The organism is Pseudomonas sp. FBCC-B1565 (genome assembly GCF_059133265.1).
Genome location: NZ_CP101438.1, coordinates 6,049,524 through 6,074,686 on the forward strand (window position 1 = coordinate 6,049,524; position 25,163 = coordinate 6,074,686).

The window sequence follows — 25,163 nt, forward strand, 5'->3', positions numbered from 1 at the left end:
TTAGCGACCGCGAACCGCTTGTTCCAGCTCGGCGAAGCTTGGGCGATGCTTGGGGTACAGCACTTTGCGGCCGAACTCCACCGCCAGCGACGGCGGCATGCCGGAAGCGGAAGCAACCAGGCTGGCCTTGATCGACTCGTACAGGTTCACTTCTTCCTTGGCGTCATGGGCCAGGGAAGTCGCCAGCGGGCCGAAGAAGCCATAGGCCGCGAGAATACCGAAGAAGGTACCGACCAGCGCCGCACCCACGTGCATGCCGATAGCGGCCTGGTCGCCCTCACCCAGGGATGCCATGGTCACCACGATACCGAGTACCGCCGCGACGATACCGAAACCCGGCATACCATCAGCGATGCCGGTCACCGCGTGGGAGGGGTGCTCCAGCTCTTCCTTGAGGCTGAACAACTCCATGTCGAACAGGCCTTCCAGCTCGTGGGGGGCCATGTTGCCGGAGGACATGATGCGCAGGTAGTCACAGATGTAGGCGGTCATGCGCTCATCTTTGAGCACGGCCGGGTACTTGGCGAAAATCGGGCTGGCGGCGGCGTCTTCGATGTCGGCCTCGATGGCCATCATGCCTTCGCGGCGGCTCTTGTTGAGGATCTCGTAGACCAGGCCCAACACCTCCAGGTAGAAGGTATGGGTGAAGCGCGAACCGAACATGCCCAGCGACTTCTTGATCACGTGCATGGTCATGTAGCCGGGGTTCGCCTGCAGGAATGCACCCAGTGCCGCACCGCCGATGATCATCACCTCGAAAGGCTGGATCAGCGCAGCGATTTTACCGTGGGACAGGACGTACCCGCCGAGCACGCTTGCGAAGACGACGATGATGCCGATAATTTTAGCCATAGGAGATGAGTACTTGCGCCGTCGGGTTCATGGACATATTGGGTGTAGCAGAAAACTCTTGTTCTACTTATCGGCAAAACTGCGCCAGACTATAGCCCGTTAAGGCGAAAAGCCAGTTCGGCCCGCTCCGGGCGTGTAGACCGCAAGTGATGATCGCGCCCCAATCATGGCTAATGAAACGACAGTCCCAACTGCAAAACCCAACTCTCTCGCCGCTTGGATCAAGCGCCTGGACGATGTGCTGCTGCCCGTTCCCCAGGCCAGCCACGACCGCGTGTGCAAAGGCATCCGTGATAACCGCAGTTCGTTGCGGGATATTGCCGAGCTGATGCAAAACAGCCCGGCCCTGGTGCTCAGCGTGATGCGCGAGGCCAACAGCCACACCCATGGCAGCCTGGCGGAACCGGCGGAAAACCTCGAGGTGGCGCTCAATCGCCTGGGCCTCAAGCGCGCCGAAGAATTGCTGGCGCGCCTGCCCTCGGTGCCCGCACACGAGATCCCCGTGGCATTGCGCCAACTGTTGCTGGTCAGCCAGCACGCGTCGCAGCAGGCCAACGGTTTGTTCGGCAGTCGCCTGGCGCGGCTGTGGCAGGACATCCACTGGGGCAGCCTGTTGTTCCTGTCGCCACTGTGGCCGATGGCGGTGGCCTACCCCAAGCTTCTGGAGGAGTGGGAGCTGCGGGTTATCCACAAGGGCCAGTCAGCCCGCGCGGTCGAGCAGGAACTGTTCGGCATACGCCTGCTGGACCTGTGCGTCGGCCTGACCGAAGCCTGGCACCTGCCGATCTGGGTGTCCCAGGGCTATAAGTTGCTGATGAGCGAGCAGCGCCTGCTGGTCAAGGCCCTGCATATCGCCCGTGAGGACGACCCACTGCGCCATCAGCAATTGCTCGACGCCGAACCCAACCTGCGGCGCTGGCTGAACCAGCCGGCCAATACCGTGTTGCTGGCCAACGGCCTGGCGATGTCGGCCCAGGAATCCTGGACCTGCCCGCACACCGAACGCTGGCAGTTGCTCACAGCGCTGTACCTGCAACAACCGTTGGGCGAGGTGCAGCAACTGGTCCACCAACAAGCTGTCACCAGTGCCCGTACCACCCTGATGCCCGACCTCTGGCACCCGGCGCTGTCGCTGATCTGGCCGTGGCATGTGGCGAAGATTCATCGCGGCCTGCTGCCGGCGCCACCGCCCACCGCCGAGGCCCTGGCCGTGTGGCGCAAGCGCTGCACTGAACTCTTGGTGGAACCGAGCCGCTTTGCCAACGCGATGCACCTGACCACGTGCGCCAAAGAGGCCTTGGTCGCCAGTGGCATGCAGCGGGTCATGCTGCTGATGGCCGATCGCGCCTTGAGTACCTTGCGCGTGCACCAGGTCGATGGCCTGCCCAAGGACGCCGCCAACCTGAGCCTGGACGTGGTCAACAGCACCCTGCTGCAACGTCTGCTGGAAAAGTCCGCCCAGGTGCGCCTCAACCCCGAAAACCATGCCCAGTTCTCAGCGTTGCTGCCGCCGATCCTGCGCCGCCTGTTCACCGGCGAACATCTGCTGCTGCGCTCCCTGAGTTGCAATGGCAAGGTGGTGATGCTGATGGTGGCCGACCAGGGTGGCGGGCCGTTCTCGGAAACCACCGTGCAGGCCTTCGGCAAAACCGCCCAATGCATCGAAAAAGCCCTGCACTGCTTTACCAACCGCAGCGCCTGATGCTTGCGCTACAATCGCCGTCTTTTATCGCCAACATTTGTGCCCAGGAGACCTCACATGCCTGACTTCTCTGGCTTGCCGCTGGTGATCGAGTCCAGCGACCTGATTGGTCGCCTCGGTGCCGAACACCTGATTCTGGTGGACCTCACCAGCGCTGCCCGCTACGCCGAAGGGCATATCCCCGGCGCGCATTTCGTTGACCCCAAGCGCACCCAACTGGGCCAGCCGCCGGCGCCCGGCCTGCTGCCCAGCAAGGCGGACCTGGAAAAACTGTTCGGCGAACTGGGCCACACCCCGGATGCAACCTACGTGGTCTATGACGACGAAGGCGGCGGCTGGTCCGGGCGCTTTATCTGGATGCTCGACGTGATCGGCCACCAGAAATACCACTACCTGGATGGCGGCCTGCTGGCCTGGCTGGAAGAACACCACCCGGTCTCCACCGACGTGCCCGCGCCTGTCGGTGGCCCGGTCAGCCTCACGCTGCACGAAGGCCCCACCGCCACGCGTGAATACCTGCAAAGCCGCCTGGGTGCTGCCGACCTGGGCATCTGGGATGCTCGCGGGCCGCTGGAATACTCCGGCGAGAAGGTCCTCGCTGCCAAAGGCGGGCATATCCCCGGCGCGGTCAACTTCGAATGGACCGCGGGTATGGACAAGGCACGCAACCTGCGTATCCGCCGTGACATGCCGCAGATTCTCGAAGACCTCGGATTGACCAAAGATAAAGAAATCATCACTCACTGCCAGACTCACCACCGCTCTGGCTTCACCTACCTGGTGGCCAAGGCGCTCGGTTATCCGCGAGTCAAAGGTTATGCCGGTTCCTGGGGCGAATGGGGCAACCACCCCGACACCCCCGTCGAGATTTAAGGTTTAAGGACAGTTATGAAAAAGCAGTTGTTTATCCTCAGCCAATACTTGCTGCCGCACCACTTGCTGTCGCGCCTGGCAGGTTGTGTCGCCGAGTGCCGCGTGCGCTGGTTCAAGAATGCCTTCACCGCCTGGTTTGCCAAGCGCTATCAAGTGGACATGTCCCAGGCCCTGGTAGAAGACGTCACCGCTTACGAGCACTTCAACGCCTTCTTCACCCGTGCCCTGAAAGACGGCGCCCGCCCGCTGGATCAAACCCCAGGCGCGGTGCTGAGCCCAGCCGATGGTGCGGTCAGCCAGTTGGGTCCGATCGAACATGGCCGCGTGTTCCAGGCCAAAGGCCACAGCTTCAGCGTGCTGGAACTGCTGGGTGGCGATGCAGCCGTAGCGGCGCCGTTCATGGGCGGTGATTTCGCCACTATCTACCTCTCGCCGAAGGACTACCACCGCGTGCACATGCCGTTGGCCGGCACGCTGCGCGAGATGGTCTACATTCCTGGACGCATCTTTTCGGTCAACCAGACCACCGCTGAAAACGTACCCGAGTTGTTTGCACGTAACGAGCGCGTTGCCTGCATCTTCGACACCGAACGCGGCCCGATGGCCGTGGTATTGGTGGGCGCGATGATTGTGGCGTCGATTGAAACCGTGTGGGCCGGGCTGGTGACACCGCCGAAGCGTGAGCTGAAAACCTTCCGCTACGACGAAGCTGCACGTGCGCCGATCCACCTGGAAAAAGGTGCCGAGTTGGGTCGCTTCAAGCTGGGCTCGACGGCGATTGTGCTGTTCGGGCCGGATCAGGTGAAGTGGGCAGAAGAACTGGCGGCGGGGACGCCGGTGCAGATGGGCCAAGGCATCGCACTGCCGAAAGCCTGATTTGAATTCAGTGAAGGTCAAATGTGGGAGGGGGCTTGCCCCCGATTGCGGTGTATCAGCTGAAACATGTGCTTGCTGACACTCTGCTATCGGGGGCAAGCCCCCTCCCACATTTTTAACTGTATTCCTACTGTGAGATCGAGTTACAGCTGACCGTCGCGATCGCGAAAGCCCAGCAGATACAACACACCGTCCAGCCCCAGCGTCGAAATCGCCTGCTTGGCCGACTGCTTCACCAACGGTTTGGCCCGGAACGCCACGCCCAACCCCGCGATTGCCAACATCGGCAAGTCATTCGCACCGTCGCCGACCGCAATAGTCTGCTCCAGACGCAACCCTTCCTTGTGAGCCAATTCCTTGAGCAGATCCGCTTTGCGCTGCGCGTCGACAATCGGCTCCACCGCCACACCGGTCACCTTGCCATCCACCACTTCCAGCTCATTGGCGAACACATAGTCGATGCCTAATTTAGCCTGCAATTGCTTGGCGAAATAGGTGAAGCCGCCCGACAGGATGGCGGTCTTGTAACCGAGGCGCTTGAGCTCGGCGAACAGGGTCTCTGCACCTTCGGTCAGGCGCAGGGAAGCGCCGATGGCGTCCAGCACGCTCACGTCCAGGCCCTTGAGCAGCGCCAGGCGCTCCTTGAAGCTGGCGCGGAAGTCGAGTTCACCGGCCATGGCGCGCTCGGTGATTTCCGAGACCTGCTCGCCAACACCCGCAGCCTTGGCCAGCTCGTCGATGACCTCAGCCTCGATCAGCGTCGAGTCCATGTCGAACACTGCCAGGCGGCGGTTGCGGCGGAACAGTGAGTCTTCCTGGAAGGCGATATCGACGTTCAGCTCCTGGGCCACGCTGAGGAACTCGGCACGCAGGGCCTGCGGGTCGGCCGGTTCGCCGCGCACGGAGAACTCGATGCAGCCCTTGCCCTTGTCGGCCGGCGTGTCCAATGGCATACGACCCGACAAACGGTCGATATGGTCGATATTCAGGCCATATTGCGCGGTAATGGAGCTGACACGCTGCAGTTGCTCGGCGGTGACCTTGCGGGTCAGCAGCGTGACGATGTGGCGTTTTTTGCCCTGGCCGGCCACCCATTGCTGGTAATCGGCTTCGGACACCGGGGTGAAACGCACCTGTTGGTCCAGCTTGTACGCCGTAAACAGGATGTCCTTGAGCACCGAAGACGCCTGCTCGGTGCTCGGGATCTCGACCAGGATGCCGAACGACAAGGTGTCGTGGATCACCGCCTGGCCGATGTCGAGAATGTTCACACCACCCTGGGCCAGAACGCCGGTAATGGCTGCGGTCAGACCCGGGCGGTCTTCCCCAGTGATGTTAATCAGGACAATTTCGCGCAAGGCGCACCCCCAGGCTGGAAAAAAACCGCATTCTACCCACTTTCAGTGACCATCGGGCACAGCCAGCGCTTTGCCGGTCATGGGGCTGTCGCTATACTGCGCGTCAACTTCACGGACCAAGAGCCGAGCGCAAGTGAACCGGCCCACGCCAGTAAAAACCGATAACTTCTTCCTGCTGATCTTCCGGGCACTGCGCCACCGCCGTGTACCGATCGCATTACGCATCGCCAGCCATAACGTGATCCTGGTCGCCCTGGCCCTGGTGATCTATGCCTGCGTGATGGGATTGCAGTTCAAACAGGCCATGCACGAACAAGCCGACGCCCTGGGCGAGAGCCTGACCACACAGACCGCCACCTCGGCGACTGAGTTGCTGGTGTCCAACGACATCCTCAGCCTCAACGTGCTGCTCAACAACCTGACCAAGAACCCGCTGGTGGCCCACGCCGCCATCTACAGCGTGGACAACCGGATCATGGCCGAAGCCGGGCAACGCCCGAAAAACGGCCTGCTGGGTGAGGCCGAAGGCCTGTATTCGAGCAATATCACCTTTCAGGATGTGAAGGCCGGCCAACTGCGCATCAGCCTCGACATGCAGCAATTCCAGCAGCCGATGACCATCAGCCTGCAAAGCATGGGCATTCTCAGCGCGATCCTGCTGGCATTGGCCCTGGCCCTGAGCCTGCGCCTGGGACGGCATATCTCTACGCCCTTGATGCAACTGCGCATCTGGCTGCGGGACATCGACGAACATACCCCGGCCACTGATCGCCAGGACGAAATAGGCGACCTCGCTCGCCAACTTCACGCCAGCTTCGCCCCGGAACCGGTGGTGCGCGAGATTGAGCCAGAACCTGAGTTCGACGATGAGCCTGAGTTTGAAGTGGGAGACGCGCCGGTAGCGGGCCTAAAACCTGCCACCCGCCAGGCGTTCAAAGCTGAAGAAGACGAGCTGGACGACGAAGACCCGTTCGCCGACCTGCGCGACACCTCGGCCAGCGCGCCGGCCGTCGCCGCCAAACCGGCTCCGGTAAAGAGTGCGGAACCGCAGTACAGCGCCGTTCTGGCGGTGCAACTGGGTGCGCAGGATCAACTGCGTCGCCTGCCACGCGCACGCCTGACCGAATTGCTGGAACGCTACCGTGACTGCCTCGACCAGGCCGCCTCGTTGTACCAGAGCGAACTGCACACTCTGAACGATGGCAGCACGCTGATGCTGTTCCACAGCGAAGACAGTGGTGAAGACTACCTGACCAACGCCATTTGCTGCGGCGAACTGCTGCGCGCCCTGGGTCATGAACTGCAGATCGAAGTGGCAGACAGCGGCATTACCCTGCAACTGCAGCTTGGCCTGACAGTGGGCGACGATCTGTTCGGCATAAGCCAGATCGACCTGTTGCTCACCGAGATCGCCCAGGATGCCCTGGCCTTGTCCCAACACAGCCGCAACCTGCTGCTGGTGGAGCGCAAGATCAGTGAAGACACGCTGATCCGCCAACGCGCACGTATCCGCCCGATTGCCAGCCCTGAGGGTGCCAGTTGTGTGGAGCGGTTGATGGAGCCCTATCCGTCGATGCTGGAGCGGCAGTTGGCGCGGATGCATGAGACCCGCACCAAATAAAACGGTAGGCCCCCTCCCACATTGGGTCCGCAGCCTGGCTCAAATTGCGCACAAACAAAAAGGCCCGCTTACTCAGCGGGCCTTTTGTTTGTGCGCGATTCAGATCAGAACCTGAACACTTCCATATCCGTACGGATCGGCGTCGCCATTGGCATCTTCGGCTTTTCCGGAGCGGCCGGCTTGGCCTGCGCCGGGGCGCTCTGCTTGCGCGGCGCTTCGGCAATCGGCGGCTGGTTGGCCAATGGCTTGAGCGCCACCGACAACTGCTGCGCCAAATGCTGCAACAGCACGCCCTGGGCCTGGACCTGGGACGCAGTGGAGCCGGTGTGCTGTTCCTGCAAATGCACGATGCGGTTATCGCGCACCTGGCCACGACGGTCGATCAAACGCCATTGTGCGTCGAGGATTGCCGGTTGCGACGCACCGGAGTCGAGCCGGGTAATGGTCAGCAACACCTGCACATCCGGGGTAAAACCGGTGGGTGCAGGCGCGAGGACCACACGCTGGCTGTCCAACTGACCCGCCACCTGGCGCAACATCAACTGGTTGATATCAGAGGACAAACTCCCCGCCCAACGACCATCGGTGGAACCTTGCAGGCTTCCATCGTTCTGACGTTGCAGGAGGGTTTCGCGTTGCAGGTAGTCGGCTACGACCACCGGGCCGAGCAAAACGGCCATGCCGGCGGTCTGTGCAGGTTGAGCCGGACTTCCGCTGTCCAGCTGGTACAGCGACACCGGTTGATGGGTGCTGCAACCCGCCAACCCCAAAAGGCCAGCGAGCATGAAAATAAAAGGAAGGCGTGGAGCAGTCATCATCCCATCCAGGTGGCTGCCACAAGGCAAACCACAATGTAATACTAAAAATAACCTAAACACGCTCGGCCACGCCGGCGCTGGAAAGGCCATATCATCCGTGAATATGCGCCATGACTCCAGCGCCAAAGCGTCGATCTACGCGTTAAATCGTAGATCGAGAGCTCTAAAACGCGTTAAACCGGCGCTTCTACCAGCAGGGCATCCACTCGCTGGAAGCCTCGAGGCAGTTTGTTGCCACGCCGACCACGTTCTCCCTTGTAATGCTCCAGGTCATCAGGACGCAGCGACAAGGTGCGCTTGCCGGCTTGAAGCACCAGGGTCGCGCCTTCCGGGATCACCGCGATGTCGGTCACGTACTCTTCGCGACTGGCCACCCGCTCGCCGGGAATACCGATGATCTTGTTGCCCTTACCTTTGCCCAGCTGCGGCAGGTCGCTGATCTTGAACACCAGCAAGCGCCCTTCGGTGGTCACCGACGCCAGCCAGTTGCTTTCACGATCATCCACCGGCCGCGGCAGGATCACCTTGGCGTTGTTGGGCAAGCTCAGCAAAGCCTTGCCCGCCTTGTTCTTGGCCTGCAGGTCTTCACCCTTGACCACGAACCCATAACCCGCGTCGGACGCGATCACGTATAGCGCATCATCGTCCGGCAGCAGCACACATTCGAAATTCGCCCCAGGTGGCGGCGTCAGGCGCCCGGTCAACGGCTCGCCCTGCCCCCGTGCGGATGGCAAGGTGTGAGCCGGCACCGAATAACTGCGCCCGGTGGAGTCGATAAACACCGCAAACTGGTTGGAACGCCCGGCCGCAGCGGTCTTGAACCCGTCGCCGGCCTTGTACGACAAACCGGTGGCGTCAATATCATGCCCCTTGGCGGATCGAACCCAACCCTTTTCCGACAGAACGACCGTAATTTTCTCGTTTGGCAGCAGCTCGGTTTCTGTCAGGGCTTTCGCCTCGGCACGCTGCACAATTGGCGAACGACGGTCGTCGCCGTAGGTTTCGGCGTCTTTGATCAGCTCGCTGCGCACCAGCTTTTTCAGCTTGGCTTCGCTGCCCAGCAGAGCTTGCAGCTTGGCTTGTTCCTTGAGCAGCGCGTCCTGTTCGTCGCGCAGTTTCATTTCTTCCAGTCGCGCCAATTGACGCAAGCGGGTGTCGAGGATGTAGTCCGCCTGGATCTCGCTCAGCTCAAACCGCGCGATCAGCTCGGCTTTCGGGTGCTCGGCGGTACGGATGATGTGGATCACTTCATCCAGATTGAGGTAGGCGATCAGCAAGCCGTCCAACAGGTGCAGGCGGCGCTCGACCTTATCGAGGCGGAATTGCAGGCGGCGACGCACGGTCTGCACCCGGAACTCCAGCCACTCCACCAGCAGGTTGCGCAGGTTCTTCAACTGCGGCTTGCCGTCCAGGCCGATGATGTTGACGTTGACCCGATAGCTGGACTCCAGGTCCGTGCTGGCAAACAGATGCTGCATCAACACTTCGTGGTCGACCCGGCTGTTGGTCGGGATGATCACGATGCGGCAGGGGTTTTCGTGGTCGGATTCGTCACGCAGGTCGGCAACCTGCGGCAGTTTCGACGGTTTGGCCTGCATCAGCGCGGCGATCTGCTCCAGCACCTTGGCGCCGGACACCTGGTGCGGCAGCGCGGTGACGATAATGTCGCCATCCTCGATGTGGTACACGGCGCGCATGCGTACCGAGCCCTTGCCGGTTTCGTACATTTTCAGCAGGTCGGCGCGCGGTGTGATGATTTCCGCTTCGGTCGGATAGTCCGGGCCCTGGATATGCTCGCAGAGCTGCTCCACCGTGGCTTTGGGCTCATCCAGCAAACGTACGCAGGCCGTGGCGACCTCACGCAGGTTGTGCGGCGGTACGTCAGTGGCCATGCCCACCGCAATACCGGTGGTGCCATTGAGCAGGATATTCGGCAAACGTGCCGGCAACACCAGCGGCTCGTCAAGCGTGCCGTCGAAGTTCGGTCCCCAGTCGGCGGTGCCCTGCCCCAACTCGCTCAGCAACACTTCCGAGTAACGCGAGAGGCGCGCTTCGGTGTATCGCATGGCTGCGAAGGACTTGGGATCATCTGGCGCACCCCAGTTACCCTGGCCGTCCACCAGTGTGTAGCGATAGCTGAACGGTTGGGCCATCAGCACCATGGCTTCGTAGCACGCCGAGTCGCCGTGGGGGTGGAACTTACCGAGTACGTCACCGACGGTACGCGCCGATTTCTTGTGCTTGGAATCGGCGTCCAGGCCCAACTCACTCATGGCATAGATGATGCGCCGTTGTACGGGCTTCAGGCCATCGCCGATATGCGGCAAGGCACGGTCCATGATCACGTACATGGAGTAGTTGAGGTAGGCATTTTCGGTGAAGTCAGCCAGCGACCGGCGTTCTACGCCGTCTAAGCTGTCTGCGAGGATGTCACTCATGCGGGCCTCATCATGCTTGGGTATGGCGCAGCGGAAATGCCACGGCGCCGGGTCAATTCAAAAAAATATCGGCTCATGGCTTGGCGCTCCAGCCACCGGCAGGGGCGGCAAAACGATAGACCATGGGGCGTTTTTCACCATCGGCACGCGGGCCGAAATTGTTGTCGATGCCCAGCCAGGCACCGTCGGCATCCACCACCAGAGCTTCCGCCAGGCCATAAGGCTGGGGGTAACGCCGCTCAGGCGTCAGGGTCTCGTCGGCAAACGACCAGCACAGCTCAACCTTGGCCGTAATCGCGTCACGCCGGCAAATCTGGAACGCATTGCGTTCCAGGGTAAACAGCTTGCCGTTGAACAGCGCCAGATCGGCAAAATCCTTGGACACCGCCTTGGCGTTCGGGAACTGGGCTGGTTGCACTTCCTGGCCGGCTTCGCTCAGCAAGACGCAGGGGCCGTCACAGTCCCACAGGCTTTGCGGACGCTTGATGGAAATCAGGCCACGCCGTTCACGCTCAGCCGCCAGCCAGATCTGGTTGCCTTCGGGGTTGATCGCCAGGCCTTCAAACAATGCATTGAAGTGCAGCAACATACCGCTGGCCCGCGCTTCACGCACCATGCTGGGTGCGATCTTCAACCACTCAGGCGCGCCCGTCACCGGCACTTGCAGCACCGCCGCATGGGCTTCGCTGACAATGTAGCGGTTACCGGCGGCATCGCAGGTGATCCCTTCAAAATCCAGGTCGCCACCGCGAATGAAAGACGCGGCCTTGGTACGTGAACGCAACCCCCACGGCAAGCCGGACTCGGGCACCGGTGGCACGTCGATCTTTACCGTTTCAGCCTTCCAGGTCGGTGCGCTGATGTCCAGGCGGTAGATCTGGTCGTCATCACGGTCGGAAACCGTCCACAACTCGTTGCCGCACAACGCCAGGCCCGACAGGTTGCCGCCACGCATGCCATCCACCGGGTGTTCAGACACCAGTTTGAGCTCGACCGCAGGCGCGGCAGCCACCTGGGTGGCCGCCAAACTGCTCAATATCAGGATCGCCAGGGCGAAACCTGTGCGCATCAGCCCAGAACCTCGGCCAGGTTGCCTTTGGATTCCAGCCAGGACTTGCGGTCCGGCGCGCGTTTCTTCGCCAGCAGCATGTCCATCATTTCCGAGGTGGCTGCGAAGTCGTCCAAGGTCAGCTGCACCAGGCGCCGGGTGTTCGGGTCCATGGTGGTTTCGCGCAGTTGCGGCGGGTTCATTTCACCCAGGCCTTTGAATCGCGTGACCTGCGGTTTGCCGCGTTTTTTCTCGGCTACCAGGCGGTCGAGAATGCCATCGCGCTCGGCTTCGTCCAGGGCGTAGAAAATCTCCTTGCCCAGGTCGATCCGGTACAGCGGCGGCATGGCGACGTAGACGTGGCCAGCATCCACCAGCGGGCGGAAGTGCTGCACGAACAACGCGCAGAGCAGCGTGGCAATGTGCAAACCATCGGAGTCGGCGTCGGCGAGGATGCAGATCTTGCCGTAGCGCAACTGGCTCATGTCCGCTGCGCCCGGGTCTACACCAATGGCCACGGCGATGTTGTGCACTTCCTGGCTGGCAAGGACTTCGCTGCCATCGACTTCCCAGGTGTTGAGGATCTTGCCGCGCAACGGCAGGATCGCCTGGAATTCCTTGTCCCGCGCTTGCTTGGCGGAACCGCCGGCGGAGTCACCTTCCACCAGGAACAGCTCGGAGCGCATCGGGTCCTGTCCGGCGCAATCGGCCAGTTTGCCAGGCAACGCCGGGCCTTGGGTGATGCGCTTGCGCTCGACTTTCTTGCTGGCCTTCAAGCGACGGCCGGCGTTGTTGATTGCCAGTTCGGCCAGGGCCAGGCCCAGTTCAGGGTGCTCGTTGAGCCACAGGCTGAATGCATCCTTGACCACACCGGAGACAAACGCCGCCGCTTCACGGGAGGACAGGCGCTCTTTGGTCTGGCCGGAGAATTGCGGCTCTTGCATCTTCATCGACAGCACGAACGCAATGCGCTCCCACACGTCTTCCGGCGCCAGCTTCACGCCGCGTGGCAGCAGGCTGCGGTATTCGCAGAATTCGCGCATGGCATCGAGCAGGCCCTGACGCAAACCGTTGACGTGGGTGCCGCCCTGAGCCGTGGGGATCAGGTTGACGTAGCTTTCCTGCACGCTGTCGCCACCCTCAGGCAACCACAGCAGCGCCCAGTCCACGGCTTCTTTATTACCGGCCAGGCTGCCGCAGAACGGCTCGTTGGGTAGGCGTTCGAAGTCGCTGACGGAGTCTTCCAGGTACGAACGCAGGCCGTCTTCGTAATGCCACTCGACCTTCTCGCCGGTGCCTTTGTCTTCAAAGGTCACCAGCAGGCCAGGGCACAGCACGGCCTTGGCCTTGAGCACATGCTTGAGGCGGCTGATGGAGAATTTCGGCGAATCGAAGTATTTCGGGTCCGGCGCGAAGTACACGCTGGTGCCGGTGTTGCGCTTGCCAACGGTGCCGATCACTTCCAGGTCGGTGGCTTTGTAGCCATCGGCGAAGGTCATCTGGTACTCGTTGCCGTCACGCTTGACCTTGACCCGCACCAGCGTGGACAAGGCGTTGACCACGGAAATACCCACACCGTGCAGACCACCGGAGAACTGGTAGTTCTTGTTGGAGAACTTGCCACCCGCATGGAGCTTGGTGAGGATCAGCTCGACGCCCGACACGCCCTCTTCCGGGTGGATGTCCACCGGCATGCCGCGACCATCGTCGGACACTTCCAGGGAGTGGTCAGCGTGAAGAATGACATGCACCGACTTGGCGTGCCCGGCCAAGGCTTCGTCGACACTGTTGTCGATGACTTCCTGGGCAAGGTGGTTCGGCCGACTGGTGTCGGTGTACATGCCGGGGCGTTTGCGCACCGGGTCGAGGCCCGAGAGGACTTCGATGGCGTCGGCGTTATAAGAGCTAGCGCTGGGAGTGGCCATGGGGTCTCGTCGTGAGTCGTTCGATTAAAAAATGACCTGCGACTTTACAGTGCAGCAAAGTCGAAGGATTGATACTGATCTGCGCCAATGCCGGCAAAGCTCAACATTGCCGGTAATTGCCGGGCGAACCCCTGGTAACCATGGTCGCCGCCGGCCTGGATGCGCAAGGCACAGGCTCGGTAATACTGCTGGGCGAGGCGATAGTCCAGGGTTTCATCCCCGGTCTGCAACCACACCTGATACCGCGCGGCGTCCTGGGGCGCCGGTACTTCCAGCTCGGCCAGGGCCGTCACGTGGTCGTGGGTGAGTTCCCAGGTTTCATCGGTGTAGAGGTTCTTCTGGGTGCCCAGGTAACCGTCGAACATCCGATGGGGACTGACCGCCGGGTTCACCAGCAATGCCTTGAGGCCATGGCGTTCGGCAAGATGGGTTGCATAGTAGCCGCCGAGTGAGCTGCCGACCAGCAGTGGCCGACCCAGTTCGGCAATCGCGGCTTCCAGTTGAGGAATCGCCTGACGGGGATGGTGGTGCAGGGCCGGTACACGCAGTTGATCAGCCAGGCCGATGGCGCCCATCACGGTGATCAACTGAGTGGCCTTGTTGGACGCGGGCGCACTGTTGAAACCGTGGATATACAGGATCGAAGCGGACATGCCGGGCTCTCCATGACTCAGCCAAAGAGGCGCAGTTTACAGGGATCGGGGCCGTGTGTGATGACCTCAGCCCTCAATACACCGAAGATCCAATGTGGGAGGGGGCTTGCCCCCGATAGCGGAGTGTCAGGCACGGTTAGATGTGACTGATCCACCGCCATCGGGGGCAAGCCCCCTCCCACAGTTAATAGCCGTTGCTGCCGTAGTCCACGGTAAATTCGAAGCCCTGGACCCGCTCTACGCCAGTTTCCAACCGTCCGTCGGCATGCAGGCGCAGCCAGCGGTAGCCCGGTGCTTGCTCACTGACCTTGAAATCCTCGCTGCCCGGCGCGAACTGGATGCAGGTGGACGGCGACGCCAGCAGGCGCACGCCGTTGCGCTCGCGGTCGATTTCCTGGTGCACATGCCCCCACAGTACCGCCCTTACCTGCGGGAAACGGTCGAGCACGGCAAACAGGGCCTCTGGGTTGCGCAGGCCAATGGGTTCCATCCAGGCGCAACCGATGGACACCGGATGATGGTGGAAGCACACCAGGTGGTGACGGTTTGGCGCCTCGCTCAGGGCCTGGGCGAGCAGTTGCAATTGGCTGTCCTGCAAGTAACCGGGCACCGAACCGGGTACGGCGGAGTCCAGCAGGGTGATGCGCCACTGGCCGACATCGACCACCGGCTCCAGCAAATCGCTGTGCACCGCGGCGTGGGCCATGATCTGCGGCTCGTCGTGATTGCCGGGAATCCAGCGCGTCGGGGCGCCGATGGGCGCCGTCATATCGCGAAACTGCTGATACGACTCCAATGTGCCGTCCTGGGAAAGATCCCCGGTGGCCAACACCAGATCAATGCGTGGCTGCTGCGCACGCACCAACTCGATCACCCTTTGCAGGCTGTCACGGGTGTTCATGCCCAACAGCGTGCCATCGGCCTCGGCAAACAGGTGGCTGTCGGACAGTTGCACCAGCAAGGCCGGTGCATCGGGGCTCACGGTGGATACGCTCGGCAAGGCGCTCTCCCAAGGCAATCGCAGGAATGGACGTTTGGCGTGATTATGCTGGGGCAGGACACAAAGAGGAAACCCAGGAAGCGGACGCAGTTCACATCTACCGCACGGCTTCGAACTCATGGCCCAGGGCCAGGCAGTGGCTCAACCATTCACCGAGGAACACATTCAGCTGTGCTTTCTCATCGGGCTGGTGCATGAACACGTTGGGGTAAGGATAGATGCTGCGAAAGCGCCGCGCATGTTCGGCGCTGATCACTTCGGCCATGCGCGCGTCGTGGTACACCTGGACTTCCAACTGCGGCACCGGCAGCCAAGGCAGGCTGTGTTCCTGGCGCACGCGCAGGGTGGTGGTGTAGGGGCAATTGACGATCACTTCCAGGGCCAGCACGCCGAGCATCTGGTCGCCGTGGGTCACGCCAATGCGCCGTGCCTCGGGGGCATGGCGCATGTCGGGCAGCAGGCGCATCAGCCGCGCATAGTTGGCCTCGCAGGCGGCTTGCAGCCCGATCAGGTCGACTCGATAACGTTCCCGTGCCTTTACTGCCATAACCCCCTCACTTCCGCGCGATTAAGCGCAAGCCATTGCAGGGCGATAATGCTGGCTGCGTTGGAAATTTTGCCGTCGCGTACCGCTTGCAGGGCATCTTCGAAGGCCCACACGGTGACGCGGATATCTTCAGCTTCTTCTTCCAATCCATGGACGCCGCCTGCGCCCGAGCTGTCGCAACGGCCCAGGTACAAGTGGACAAATTCGGTACTGCCGCCGGGCGACGGGAAATACTTGGTGATCGGCCACAGCGCGGAGAATGTCAGCCCAGCTTCCTCCTCGGCTTCGCGGTGTGCAACCTCCTCCGGCTCTTCATCCTTGTCGATCAGGCCGGCGACCATCTCCACCAGCCACGGGTTGTCGGTACGCCCCATGGCGCCGACGCGGAACTGCTCGATCAGCACCACTTCATCGCGCTGCGGGTCGTAGGGCAGCACGCACACGGCATCATGACGAACAAAAACTTCGCGGTTGATCACCCGGCTCATGCCGCCATCGAACTTCTCATGGCGCAGTTGTACGCGATCAAGCTTGTAGAAGCCCTGGTAGGCATTGTCGCGCTGAACAATCTCGATTGTGCTCGGCGTCGATTTTGCTGAATCCGTCATGTCCCTTCCTCGTTGAGCCTGCGCAATTGGCGCCATCCTAACGCGCTCATGCCTCTGGATGCAGCCCCTTTCCAGTTGCCGGGATAGACGGCGGGCGTCAAACACACTCTAATCAGCTTAGTGGCGAACTGACTGCCGTGCTGGCAGTCGAAGCTGCACAAATTTCGCTCTTATCGATAGACGAAGGACTTACATGTCGCTTTTAAAAATCGCCTCCGTGGCCTGTATCGCATTGACCCTCGGCGCGTGCCAGAGCCTGTTCCAGCCAAGCTACAAAGCTCCGCTGGAAGCCACCCGCGACGCCACCGAGCAAAGCAAGCCGGGCTGCGCCAGCGCCGATTGCCCGCTGGTGAATATCGACACCGTGCACTTTGCCAAGGACCCCAAGCTGGACGCATTGATTGAACAGCGCCTGCTGGAAATGACCCAAAGCGATCCCCTGCCGACCAGCCTGGAGACCTATCGCGAGCAATTCCTCAAAACCGCCGCCCCCCGCAACAGCATGTATTTGCAGGCCAAGGTACGTGAACAGCATGACGGCTTGGTGATCATCGAATTGTCCAGCTACCTGGACCAGGGCGCCACCCACGGCGAGCCGGGCCGCGCATTCATCAACTATTCGCGCCAGCGGCAAAAGGCCCTGACCCTGACCGACATGCTGCTGCCCGACAAGGAAGACGCGTTCTGGAAAGCCGCCCAGGTGGCCCACAACAGCTGGCTGATCAGCACCCGCCTGAGCCTGGAGCCGGAGTATGTGAAGACCTACCCCTTCCAGAAAACCCCGAACGTGGCGCTGACCTATGGTGGCGTGATCCTCAAGTACCCTACCAAAACCATCGCGCCGTACGCCCTGGGCCACGTCGAATTGCAGATTCCCTACTCACGCCTGGACGGCATCATCCAGCCTGAGCTGGTGCCTGCACGCCGCTGAAGGCTTTAGCCAGAATTAACTGCAACAGCCCTGCCAGCACCAGCGCCGGCAGGGTCGCGCCGATGTCCGGATACAGATTGGCCAACAGGTGATACGTCACGACGCCACCCAACCACGCCAGCAGTGCCGGCCAACGCAGGTTGGCGACAGTACCCTGACCACGGCGCCGCAGGATGAAGTGATCCACCAGCACCACGCCGAACAGCGGCGCGAATACCGAGCCGATCAGCAACAGGAAGTTCTGGTATTGGGCCAACGGTGCAAAGCAGGCGATGAGCGTGCAGATCACACCGATGGCCAGCGCCAGGTGCTCGACCTTCAAGCGCAACAGCATGCCGCTGGAAACCGCCGCCGAGTGAATATCGGCAAAGGCGTTTTCCGACTCATCCAGCAGGATCAGCAGCAGCGGAATCCCCAGGCCAGCCCCGGCCAACGCCAGCAACAGCGCATTCACCTCACCGCTCGGCGCAAACGCCAGGGTGTAGGCCACGCCCAGGCTCATCAGCCAGAAATTACCGATAAAGAACCCCAGCGCCGTGCCGCCGAACACGCTTTGGGCGCGCTTGCCGAAGCGCGAGTAATCGGCGATCAGCGGCAGCCATGACAGCGGCATGGCAATCGCGATATCAAAGCCCACCGCAAACGGCATCGAACCGTCACCGGCCTTGGCCCAGAGTGCGGCGAGGTCGGCTTTGGCGAACAGGTTCCAGGTCAGCCACAGGCAGGCGGCGAGCAGCAGCCAGATCCCCCACTTGCGCAGGATCTGGCGCACAAACGTCAGCGGGCCACTGACCGCCAGCAAGGTCGCCAGGCCACCAAAGAACAGCGTCCACAATAATGGACTGGCCAACAGGCTGCCGTCGCTGAACGCCCGCGCGCCCAACAGGCTGGCGGCGTCGCGCATCACGATGATTTCAAACGAGCCCCAGCCGATCAGTTGCAGCAGGTTGAGCAGCGCCGGCAGGCTGGCGCCCCTGGCACCCAGGCTCAGCTTGAGCGCGGCCATGGCGGACAGGCCGGTGTCGCTGCCGATCACGCCGACAGCGGCCAGCAGCAGGACGCCGACCAGGGTGCCGAGGAAAATCGCCAGCAACGAACCGGACAAGCCCAGGCCCGGCGCCAGCAACGCGCCGGTCTGCAGGACCATCAGGCCGATGCCGAGGGAGAACCACAGGGAGAACAGGTCGCGGGCGCCGAAGACTCTTTTGTCGCTCGGCACTGCGATATCGGGGGAGTAAGTACTCGGTTGAATGCTCAAGGGTGTTATCTCTGAGGGGCATTTGTTGTTTGCTGGATCGCTATCGGGGGCAAGCCCCCTCCCACAGTTTGAGTCATGTGGGAGGGGGCTTGCCCCCGATAAGGCCGGTACAGACGTCTTGAATCAGACCTTCTTGTAGAGCTGGCTGCCTTCCTGCTTGAACCGCTCCGCCTGCTCCGCCAAGCCCTTGGCCACGTCCACATCCACCGCTTCAATGCGCTGGTTGGCTGCGTACTCACGCACTTCCTGGGTGATCTTCATCGAGCAGAACTTCGGCCCGCACATCGAGCAGAAGTGCGCGACCTTGGCCGAATCCTTCGGCAGGGTTTCGTCGTGATAGGAACGCGCGGTGTCAGGGTCCAGGCCGAGGTTGAACTGGTCTTCCCAGCGGAACTCGAAACGCGCCTTGCTCAAGGCGTTATCGCGGATCTGCGCGCCCGGATGGCCTTTGGCGAGGTCCGCCGCGTGGGCCGCGATCTTGTAGGTGATGATCCCGGTCTTCACGTCATCCTTGTTCGGCAGGCCCAGGTGCTCCTTGGGCGTGACATAGCAGAGCATGGCGCAACCGAACCAGCCGATCATCGCCGCGCCGATGCCGGAGGTGATGTGGTCGTAACCCGGCGCGATGTCGGTGGTCAGCGGGCCGAGGGTGTAGAACGGTGCCTCGTCGCAGCACTCGAGCTGCTTGTCCATGTTCTCCTTGATCAACTGCATCGGCACGTGGCCAGGGCCTTCGATCATGGTTTGCACGTCGTGCTTCCAGGCGGTCTTGGTCAGTTCGCCGAGGGTTTCCAGCTCGCCGAATTGCGCGGCGTCGTTCGCGTCGGCAATTGAACCCGGGCGCAGGCCATCGCCAAGGGAGAAGCTGACGTCGTAGGCCTTCATGATTTCGCAGATTTCGTCGAAATGCGTGTAGGTGAAGTTCTCTTTGTGGTGCGCCAGGCACCACTTGGCCATGATCGAGCCGCCACGGGACACGATGCCGGTAACGCGCTTGGCGGTCAGCGGCACATAGCGCAGCAATACACCGGCGTGGATGGTGAAGTAGTCGACGCCCTGCTCGGCCTGTTCGATCAGGGTGTCGCGGAACAGCTCCCAGGTCAGGTCTTCGGCGGCGCCGCCGACTTTTTCCAGGGCCTGGTAGATCGGCACGGTGCCAATCGGCACCGGCGAGTTGCGGATGATCCACTCACGGGTTTCATGGATGTGCTTGCCGGTGGACAGGTCCATCACCGTGTCCGAACCCCAGCGAATGCCCCAGGTCAGTTTGGCCACTTCTTCTTCGATGGACGAACCCAGGGCGCTGTTGCCGATGTTGCCGTTGATCTTCACCAGGAAGTTACGGCCGATGATCATCGGTTCCAGTTCGGTGTGGTTGATGTTGGCCGGGATGATGGCGCGGCCGCGGGCGATTTCTTCGCGCACAAATTCCGGGGTGATGATCTTCGGCACGCTGGCGCCAAAGCTGTGGCCGGCGTGCTGCTGGTCGAGCAGGCCACTGGCGCGGGCTTCTTCGAGCTTCATGTTCTCGCGGATGGCGACGTATTCCATCTCGGCGGTGATGATGCCTTTGCGCGCGTAGTGCATCTGCGTGACGTTGGCGCCGGCCTTGGCACGACGCGGGTTCTTCACGTGGGCGAAGCGCAACGCGGTCAGCTCGGCATCACTGAGGCGCTGTTGGCCAAAGTGCGAGCTGAGGCCCGGCAGCCGCTCGGTGTCGCCACGCACTTCTATCCACGGCGAGCGCACATCGCCCAGGCCTTTGCGCACGTCGATGATCACGTTGGGGTCGGTGTAGGGGCCGGAGGTGTCATACACGGTGACCGGCGCGTTGATTTCACCGCCGAAATCGGTGGGGGTGACGTCCAGGCTGATTTGTCGCATCGGTACACGAATGTCCGGGCGGGTGCCTTCCACGTAGATCTTCTGCGAGCGGGTAAACGGCTGCACGGAGCCGGAGTCGACCTTGGCCGATTCACTCAAATGCACGGTGTTTTTTAATGTTGTAGTCATCACGGGCTCTCCAACTTATCCAGGCGGTGGATTTTTGTCGGAGCGAACCTGTGACGGACGGACGCACTGGAACCAGTGCTGTGCTTGGCGCACGAGGGCTGTTCGATTGTCGAACAACATCCCGGACGAAGCACAAGAGGACTCGCCGGGTGACGAGAAATCTTGTTCCCTACGCAGGCGCTAACCTGATCAGGTTCAACGGGATCCGGTATTTACCGATCTCAGCCTTCCAACAAGGCACCCCGACAAGAACGCGGCCAGTCTAGACCATGCCGTGGGCAAATTGCCAATGGCGGTGCATTCAGCGTGATGAATGGCGTGATTGCGGGATTGTTGCGCCGAGTCAGCACCACTACACTCGGTTGCCGCCACAATGCTTGACGCCAGGAATGGCCGGCCTTAGCCTTGGGCGCTAAATTATCACCGTAATATTCAAACTAGGGATCGCCTCATGCTGCGCAAACTTTCACTGGCTCTTGCCGTGTCTTGTGCGACCAACGGAATGGTCTGGGCAGCTGAAGCGCCCTTGTCCGCCAAAACCGACTTGGTCAGCGTCTACCAGGAAGCGGTGGACAACAACGCCGACCTGGCCGCCGCCCGTGCCCAGTACGGCGCGCAAAAGGAAGTGGTGCCCCAGGCCCGTGCCGGCTTGCTGCCGAACCTGACCGGCGGTGCCGATATCAACAACGTGCGCACCCAGATCGACACCCCGGCCGCCACCGCCAACCGCGATGCGCACTCCTGGCGCGCCACCCTTAGCCAGCCGCTGTTCCGCGCCGACCGCTGGTTCCAGCTGCAAGCCGCCGAGGCCACCAATGAGCAGGCCGCGTTGCAACTGTCGGCGACCGAACAGAACCTGATCCTGCAGAGCGCCGAAAACTATTTCGCCGTGCTGCGCGCCCAGGACAACCTGGCCTCGACCAAGGCCGAAGAAAATGCGTTCAAGCGCCAACTGGACCAGTCCAACGAGCGCTTTGACGTGGGCCTGTCGGACAAGACCGACGTGCTGCAATCCCAGGCCAGCTACGACACCGCCCGCGCCAACCGCATCCTGGCCCAACGCCAGGTCGAGGACGCGTTCGAAGCGCTGATCACCCTGACCAACCGCCAGTACAACTCAATCCAGGGCATCGTCCACACGCTGCCGGTGTTGCCGCCGCTGCCGAACGACGCCAAGGCCTGGGTCGAAACCGCCGGCCGCCAGAACCTGAACCTGCTGGCCAGCAACTATGCGGTCACGGCCGCCGAGGAAACCCTCAAGCAGCGCAAGGCCGGCCACGCGCCGACCCTGGACGCCGTGGCGCAATATGAAAAAGGCGACAACGACGCCCTCGGTTTCAGCAACCCGAATGCCTTCGGCACGCCGTACCGTGGAGATGTCGAGCAGCGCACCATCGGCCTGCGCCTGAGCATCCCGATCTACAGCGGCGGGCTGACCAGCTCGCAGGTGCGTGAGTCCTACTCGCGTCTGGGCCAGACCGAGCAGCAGCGCGAAGGCCTGCGCCGCCAGGTGGTGGAAAACACCCGCAACCTGCACCGCGCGGTGAACACCGACGTGGAGCAGGTACAGGCGCGCCGCCAGTCGATCATCTCCAACCAGAGCGCGGTGGAAGCCACGGAAATCGGCTATCAGGTGGGGACGCGCAATATCGTCGATGTGCTCGACTCCCAGCGCCAGCTCTATGCGTCGGTACGCAACTACAACAACAGCCGCTATGACTACATCCTCGACAACCTGCGCTTGAAGCAGGCCGCGGGCACCTTGAACCCAGGCGATCTGCAAGACCTGGCGCGCTACCTCAAGGCCGACTACAACCCGGACCGCGACTTCCTGCCGCCGGACCTGGCCAAGGCTGCGGCCGAACAACTCAAGGCCCGCCCCGCCAACTGAATCCACTGCAACCCCATGTGGGAGGGGGCTTGCCCCCGATAGCAGAGTGTCAGGCACCGTATAGGTGACTGATATACCGCCATCGGGGGCAAGCCCCCTCCCACATTGAGTCAGGTGATGATTCAGTCAGCCAGCAGTCGACCTAAACCATCCAGTAAACGCTTCAACGCGCCCTGGTTGGCCTGCATCACCTTGAGCCCCGCCTGCGCCATCTTGCGCGCATCCTGCGGCAGTTCGAACAACTGGCGCACGGCTTCGGCCAACCCTTCTGCGTCATCCACCGCGCGCAACGCCCCGGCTTCACGCATCATCGCGGTGATTTCGAGGAAGTTGAACACATGTGGTCCCATGATCACCGGCAAGGCCAGCGCCGCCGGTTCCAGTGGGTTGTGCCCACCGGTCGCCACCAGGCTGCCGCCTACGAAAGCGCTGTCAGCCAACGCATAGAGAAACAGCAACTCGCCCATGGTGTCGCCGAGCAATACTGATGTGTTCGCGGTGACGGGTTCCCCACTGGAGCGACGCACCGTGGCAAAGCCTTGCTGTGCGCACAGCTCGAACATCGGGCCGAAGCGCTCCTGATGGCGCGGCACCAGAATCAGCAGCGCGTTAGGGTAGCTGTCGAGCAGTTGGCGATGGGCCGCCAGCACCACCTCATCTTCACCCTCATGGGTACTCGCGGCGATCCACACCGGGCGCTCGCTGGCGCCCCATTGCTCCCGCAACGCGGCGGCGCGCACCGGCAACTGGGGTTCGATGGTCAGGTCGAACTTGATCGAGCCGGTGACTTCGACGGTTTCCGGCCGAGCCCCCAAATCCAGGAAGCGCTGCGCTTCGGCTTGCGTCTGCACAGCGAACAGGCTCATTTCGGCCAACATCGGCGCTGTCAATTTGGCAAAGCGCGCATAGCCCTTGGCCGAACGCGCCGACAGACGCGCATTGGCCAATGCCACCGGAATCCCGCGCTGGGCGCAGGCATGGATATGATTGGGCCACAGCTCGGTTTCCATGATCACCGCGAGCTTGGGCTGTACGCGATCCAGGAAACGCTCGGCCGCGCACGGCAAGTCATACGGCAAGTAGCAGTGCTGGATTCGCGGTTCATTGGCGAACAACGCCTGGATGCGCTCGGACCCGGTCGGCGTCATGCAGGTGACGGTGATCGGCAGCGTCGGATAACGCTCCAGCAACCCGCGCACCATGGGCGCAGCGGCAATGCTTTCGCCCACCGACACGGCGTGCACCCAGATCCCGCCCGGCCGCATCACCGGCAAGCCATAGGAGAAGCGCTCGCCGACGCGCTTGGCATAGGCCGGCGCCTTGCGCGCGCGCAGCCACAGACGTAAAGCCACCAAGGGCAGCGCCAGGTAAAACAGACAGCTGTAGAGAGTTCTATTCATGGCGGCGGAGTTTATCGGCTTTTTCAGTCGATCGCCTGCAAGCACTCGGCAAATCGTTTGGCCAGGAAGCGCGCCGCCGGCCCCAGATGCTCGTCGCGCCGCCAGACCAACTCGACCACCAGCGCCGGCGGCGTCCATTCGCTGTCCAGTTCGACCATCTGTTGCTGGTAGGTCGGGTACTGCACGATATGCCGGGGCAGCCAGGCCCAGCCCAGGCCACTCATCAGCCATTCGGCCAACACGTAGAAACTGTCGGCGCGCCACACCAGCGGGCTGGCGGCTTCGCTGCCGGGGTAGACACTGGTCTGGGTCGACATCAGCAACTGGCGGAACTGCGCCAGGTGCTGGCACGTTACATAGGTTTCCTTGGCCAACGGGTGGTTCACCCCGCATACCGTGACCATCTCCACGCTGCCAACCACGCGCCGCTCCAGGGCTTCGGGGATCTGGTCGTGATAGAACAGCAGGCCCAGGTCAGCCTTGCGCTCCACCAGCTTGCGCGCCACATCACCCTGGGCCGCGCTGGACAACTGCACCTCCAGCAATGGGTACTGGCCCGCCAACGCCTCCAGGCTGTCGAGCACCGGTTGGAACAACATGGCTTCATCCTGGGCCAGGCGCAGGCAAGCTTCCTCGCCACGGGTCAATGACAGTGCCCGGCCATTGAGCCGCTCGCACTGGCGCAGCACTTCGCGCGCTTCCTCCAGCAGCACGCTGCCGGCTGCGGTCAGCCGAGGCTGGCGGCCGCTGCTACGCTCGAACAGGCTGACGCCCAGGTCCGCCTCCAGCATGGCAATCCCATTGCTGACCGCCGACTGAGCCTTGCGCTGCTGGCGCGCCACCGCTGAAAACGAACGCTGTTCGGCGACGCTGACAAACAGGCGCATCTGTTCCAGATCCCACTGCACGCTCATGACCTAACCCATCTCTGATTCGGATAGGTAATGACTTTACCCCATCTGACAAGACTCTAGAATGCCAGCCTTAACTGATCGCTTTACCCGAGGACTGCCCCATGAATGCCGCCTACTACTACCTGGCCATCGCCATCTGCTCGGAAGTGATCGCCACGGTTTCCATGAAAGCCATCAAGGGCTGGAGCACGCCCATCCCACTGCTGCTGGTGATCGTCGGCTACGGCGTGGCGTTCTGGATGCTGACGCTGGTGGTGCGCACCGTACCGGTGGGCGTGGCCTACGCGGTGTGGGCTGGAATGGGCATTGTGATGGTCAGTATCGCGGCGTTGTTTATCTACGGGCAGAAGCTGGATGTTCCGGCGATGCTGGGGATGGGCCTGATTGTGCTGGGCGTGGTGGTGATCCAGCTGTTCTCGAAAACCGCCGGGCACTGA

Annotated in this window: 21 protein-coding genes and 1 riboswitch; of the genes, 7 read left to right on the top strand and 14 right to left on the bottom strand. The window is 62.0% G+C overall.

Features of this window, described 5'->3' with window-relative positions:
• On the bottom strand, positions 1-852 hold the full coding sequence (motA, locus tag NL123_RS27980) for a flagellar motor stator protein MotA (RefSeq protein ID WP_058423471.1): 852 nt from the start codon (positions 850-852) through the stop codon (positions 1-3).
• Positions 853-1,018: 166 nt separating this feature from the next.
• Between motA and NL123_RS27985 the strand changes: the two genes are divergently transcribed.
• The 3 genes from NL123_RS27985 to asd are packed head-to-tail and all read left to right on the top strand — an operon-like array spanning position 1,019 to position 4,303.
• Positions 1,019-2,554, top strand: a complete 1,536-nt coding sequence (locus NL123_RS27985; protein WP_248485849.1) for an HDOD domain-containing protein — start codon at positions 1,019-1,021, stop codon at positions 2,552-2,554.
• A gap of 57 nt (positions 2,555-2,611) precedes the next feature.
• Positions 2,612-3,427, top strand: coding sequence for a rhodanese-like domain-containing protein (locus NL123_RS27990; RefSeq protein ID WP_494356765.1), 816 nt, complete (start codon positions 2,612-2,614; stop codon positions 3,425-3,427).
• Positions 3,428-3,442: 15 nt separating this feature from the next.
• On the top strand, positions 3,443-4,303 hold the full coding sequence (gene asd / locus NL123_RS27995; RefSeq protein WP_494356766.1) for an archaetidylserine decarboxylase: 861 nt from the start codon (positions 3,443-3,445) through the stop codon (positions 4,301-4,303).
• Between the two features lie 143 nt (positions 4,304-4,446).
• Here asd and serB read toward each other — a convergent pair whose 3' ends face one another.
• Positions 4,447-5,661, bottom strand: coding sequence for a phosphoserine phosphatase SerB (serB, locus tag NL123_RS28000; protein ID WP_248485846.1), 1,215 nt, complete (start codon positions 5,659-5,661; stop codon positions 4,447-4,449).
• A 133-nt stretch (positions 5,662-5,794) separates the two neighbouring features.
• On the opposite strand from serB, the gene NL123_RS28005 reads away from it, so the two are divergent.
• Positions 5,795-7,282, top strand: coding sequence for an AhpA/YtjB family protein (locus tag NL123_RS28005; protein WP_248485845.1), 1,488 nt, complete (start codon positions 5,795-5,797; stop codon positions 7,280-7,282).
• 104 nt (positions 7,283-7,386) lie between these two features.
• Here the strand turns inward: NL123_RS28005 and NL123_RS28010 are convergent, their stop codons facing one another.
• The 8 genes from NL123_RS28010 to NL123_RS28045 all read right to left on the bottom strand — a co-directional run bounded on the left by NL123_RS28010 (position 7,387) and on the right by NL123_RS28045 (position 16,319).
• Positions 7,387-8,097 carry a PqiC family protein gene (locus NL123_RS28010; RefSeq protein ID WP_248485844.1) on the bottom strand — a complete coding sequence of 237 codons (711 nt, stop codon included), beginning with the start codon at positions 8,095-8,097 and terminating at the stop codon, positions 7,387-7,389.
• A gap of 176 nt (positions 8,098-8,273) precedes the next feature.
• Complete coding sequence (gene parC, locus NL123_RS28015; protein ID WP_058423478.1) at positions 8,274-10,538, bottom strand: DNA topoisomerase IV subunit A; 2,265 nt, start codon at positions 10,536-10,538, stop codon at positions 8,274-8,276.
• Between the two features lie 73 nt (positions 10,539-10,611).
• Entirely contained in the window at positions 10,612-11,607 is a 996-nt protein-coding gene (locus tag NL123_RS28020) for an esterase-like activity of phytase family protein (protein WP_248485843.1), read from the bottom strand.
• On the bottom strand, positions 11,607-13,511 hold the full coding sequence (gene parE, locus NL123_RS28025) for a DNA topoisomerase IV subunit B (protein WP_248485842.1): 1,905 nt from the start codon (positions 13,509-13,511) through the stop codon (positions 11,607-11,609). The genes NL123_RS28020 and parE overlap by 1 nt, the downstream gene beginning before the upstream one ends.
• Positions 13,512-13,555: 44 nt before the next feature.
• The gene (locus NL123_RS28030) at positions 13,556-14,164 is read right to left on the bottom strand and encodes a YqiA/YcfP family alpha/beta fold hydrolase (RefSeq protein WP_248485841.1); all 609 of its coding nucleotides are present in this window, start codon (positions 14,162-14,164) and stop codon (positions 13,556-13,558) included.
• 184 nt (positions 14,165-14,348) lie between these two features.
• On the bottom strand, positions 14,349-15,164 hold the full coding sequence (cpdA, locus tag NL123_RS28035; RefSeq protein WP_248485840.1) for a 3',5'-cyclic-AMP phosphodiesterase: 816 nt from the start codon (positions 15,162-15,164) through the stop codon (positions 14,349-14,351).
• Positions 15,165-15,261: 97 nt separating this feature from the next.
• The gene (locus tag NL123_RS28040) at positions 15,262-15,711 is read right to left on the bottom strand and encodes a DUF1249 domain-containing protein (protein WP_012721893.1); all 450 of its coding nucleotides are present in this window, start codon (positions 15,709-15,711) and stop codon (positions 15,262-15,264) included.
• Entirely contained in the window at positions 15,702-16,319 is a 618-nt protein-coding gene (locus NL123_RS28045; RefSeq protein WP_248485839.1) for an NUDIX domain-containing protein, read from the bottom strand. Before NL123_RS28045 ends, NL123_RS28040 begins: the two co-directional genes overlap by 10 nt.
• Before the next feature lie 193 nt (positions 16,320-16,512).
• On the opposite strand from NL123_RS28045, the gene NL123_RS28050 reads away from it, so the two are divergent.
• Positions 16,513-17,250, top strand: a complete 738-nt coding sequence (locus tag NL123_RS28050; RefSeq protein ID WP_494356767.1) for an RsiV family protein — start codon at positions 16,513-16,515, stop codon at positions 17,248-17,250.
• On the opposite strand, the gene cytX is transcribed toward NL123_RS28050, so the two are convergent.
• Entirely contained in the window at positions 17,216-18,508 is a 1,293-nt protein-coding gene (gene cytX / locus NL123_RS28055; RefSeq protein WP_494356768.1) for a putative hydroxymethylpyrimidine transporter CytX, read from the bottom strand. The two genes, NL123_RS28050 and cytX, sit on opposite strands and share 35 nt — an antisense overlap.
• A gap of 123 nt (positions 18,509-18,631) precedes the next feature.
• Positions 18,632-20,521, bottom strand: coding sequence for a phosphomethylpyrimidine synthase ThiC (thiC, locus tag NL123_RS28060; RefSeq protein ID WP_071497184.1), 1,890 nt, complete (start codon positions 20,519-20,521; stop codon positions 18,632-18,634).
• Positions 20,522-20,670: 149 nt separating this feature from the next.
• Positions 20,671-20,776, bottom strand: a riboswitch (TPP riboswitch).
• A gap of 196 nt (positions 20,777-20,972) precedes the next feature.
• On the opposite strand from thiC, the gene NL123_RS28065 reads away from it, so the two are divergent.
• Positions 20,973-22,412 (top strand): TolC family outer membrane protein, encoded by a 1,440-nt coding sequence (locus NL123_RS28065; RefSeq protein ID WP_071497183.1) that lies wholly within the window; start codon positions 20,973-20,975, stop codon positions 22,410-22,412.
• Positions 22,413-22,534: 122 nt separating this feature from the next.
• Here NL123_RS28065 and waaA read toward each other — a convergent pair whose 3' ends face one another.
• Complete coding sequence (waaA, locus tag NL123_RS28070; protein WP_494356769.1) at positions 22,535-23,812, bottom strand: lipid IV(A) 3-deoxy-D-manno-octulosonic acid transferase; 1,278 nt, start codon at positions 23,810-23,812, stop codon at positions 22,535-22,537.
• Positions 23,813-23,835: 23 nt separating this feature from the next.
• Positions 23,836-24,726: a LysR family transcriptional regulator gene (locus tag NL123_RS28075; RefSeq protein WP_494356770.1), complete on the bottom strand. Its 891-nt coding sequence runs from the start codon at positions 24,724-24,726 to the stop codon at positions 23,836-23,838.
• 101 nt (positions 24,727-24,827) lie between these two features.
• On the opposite strand from NL123_RS28075, the gene NL123_RS28080 reads away from it, so the two are divergent.
• Positions 24,828-25,163 carry a DMT family transporter gene (locus NL123_RS28080; protein WP_003188013.1) on the top strand — a complete coding sequence of 112 codons (336 nt, stop codon included), beginning with the start codon at positions 24,828-24,830 and terminating at the stop codon, positions 25,161-25,163.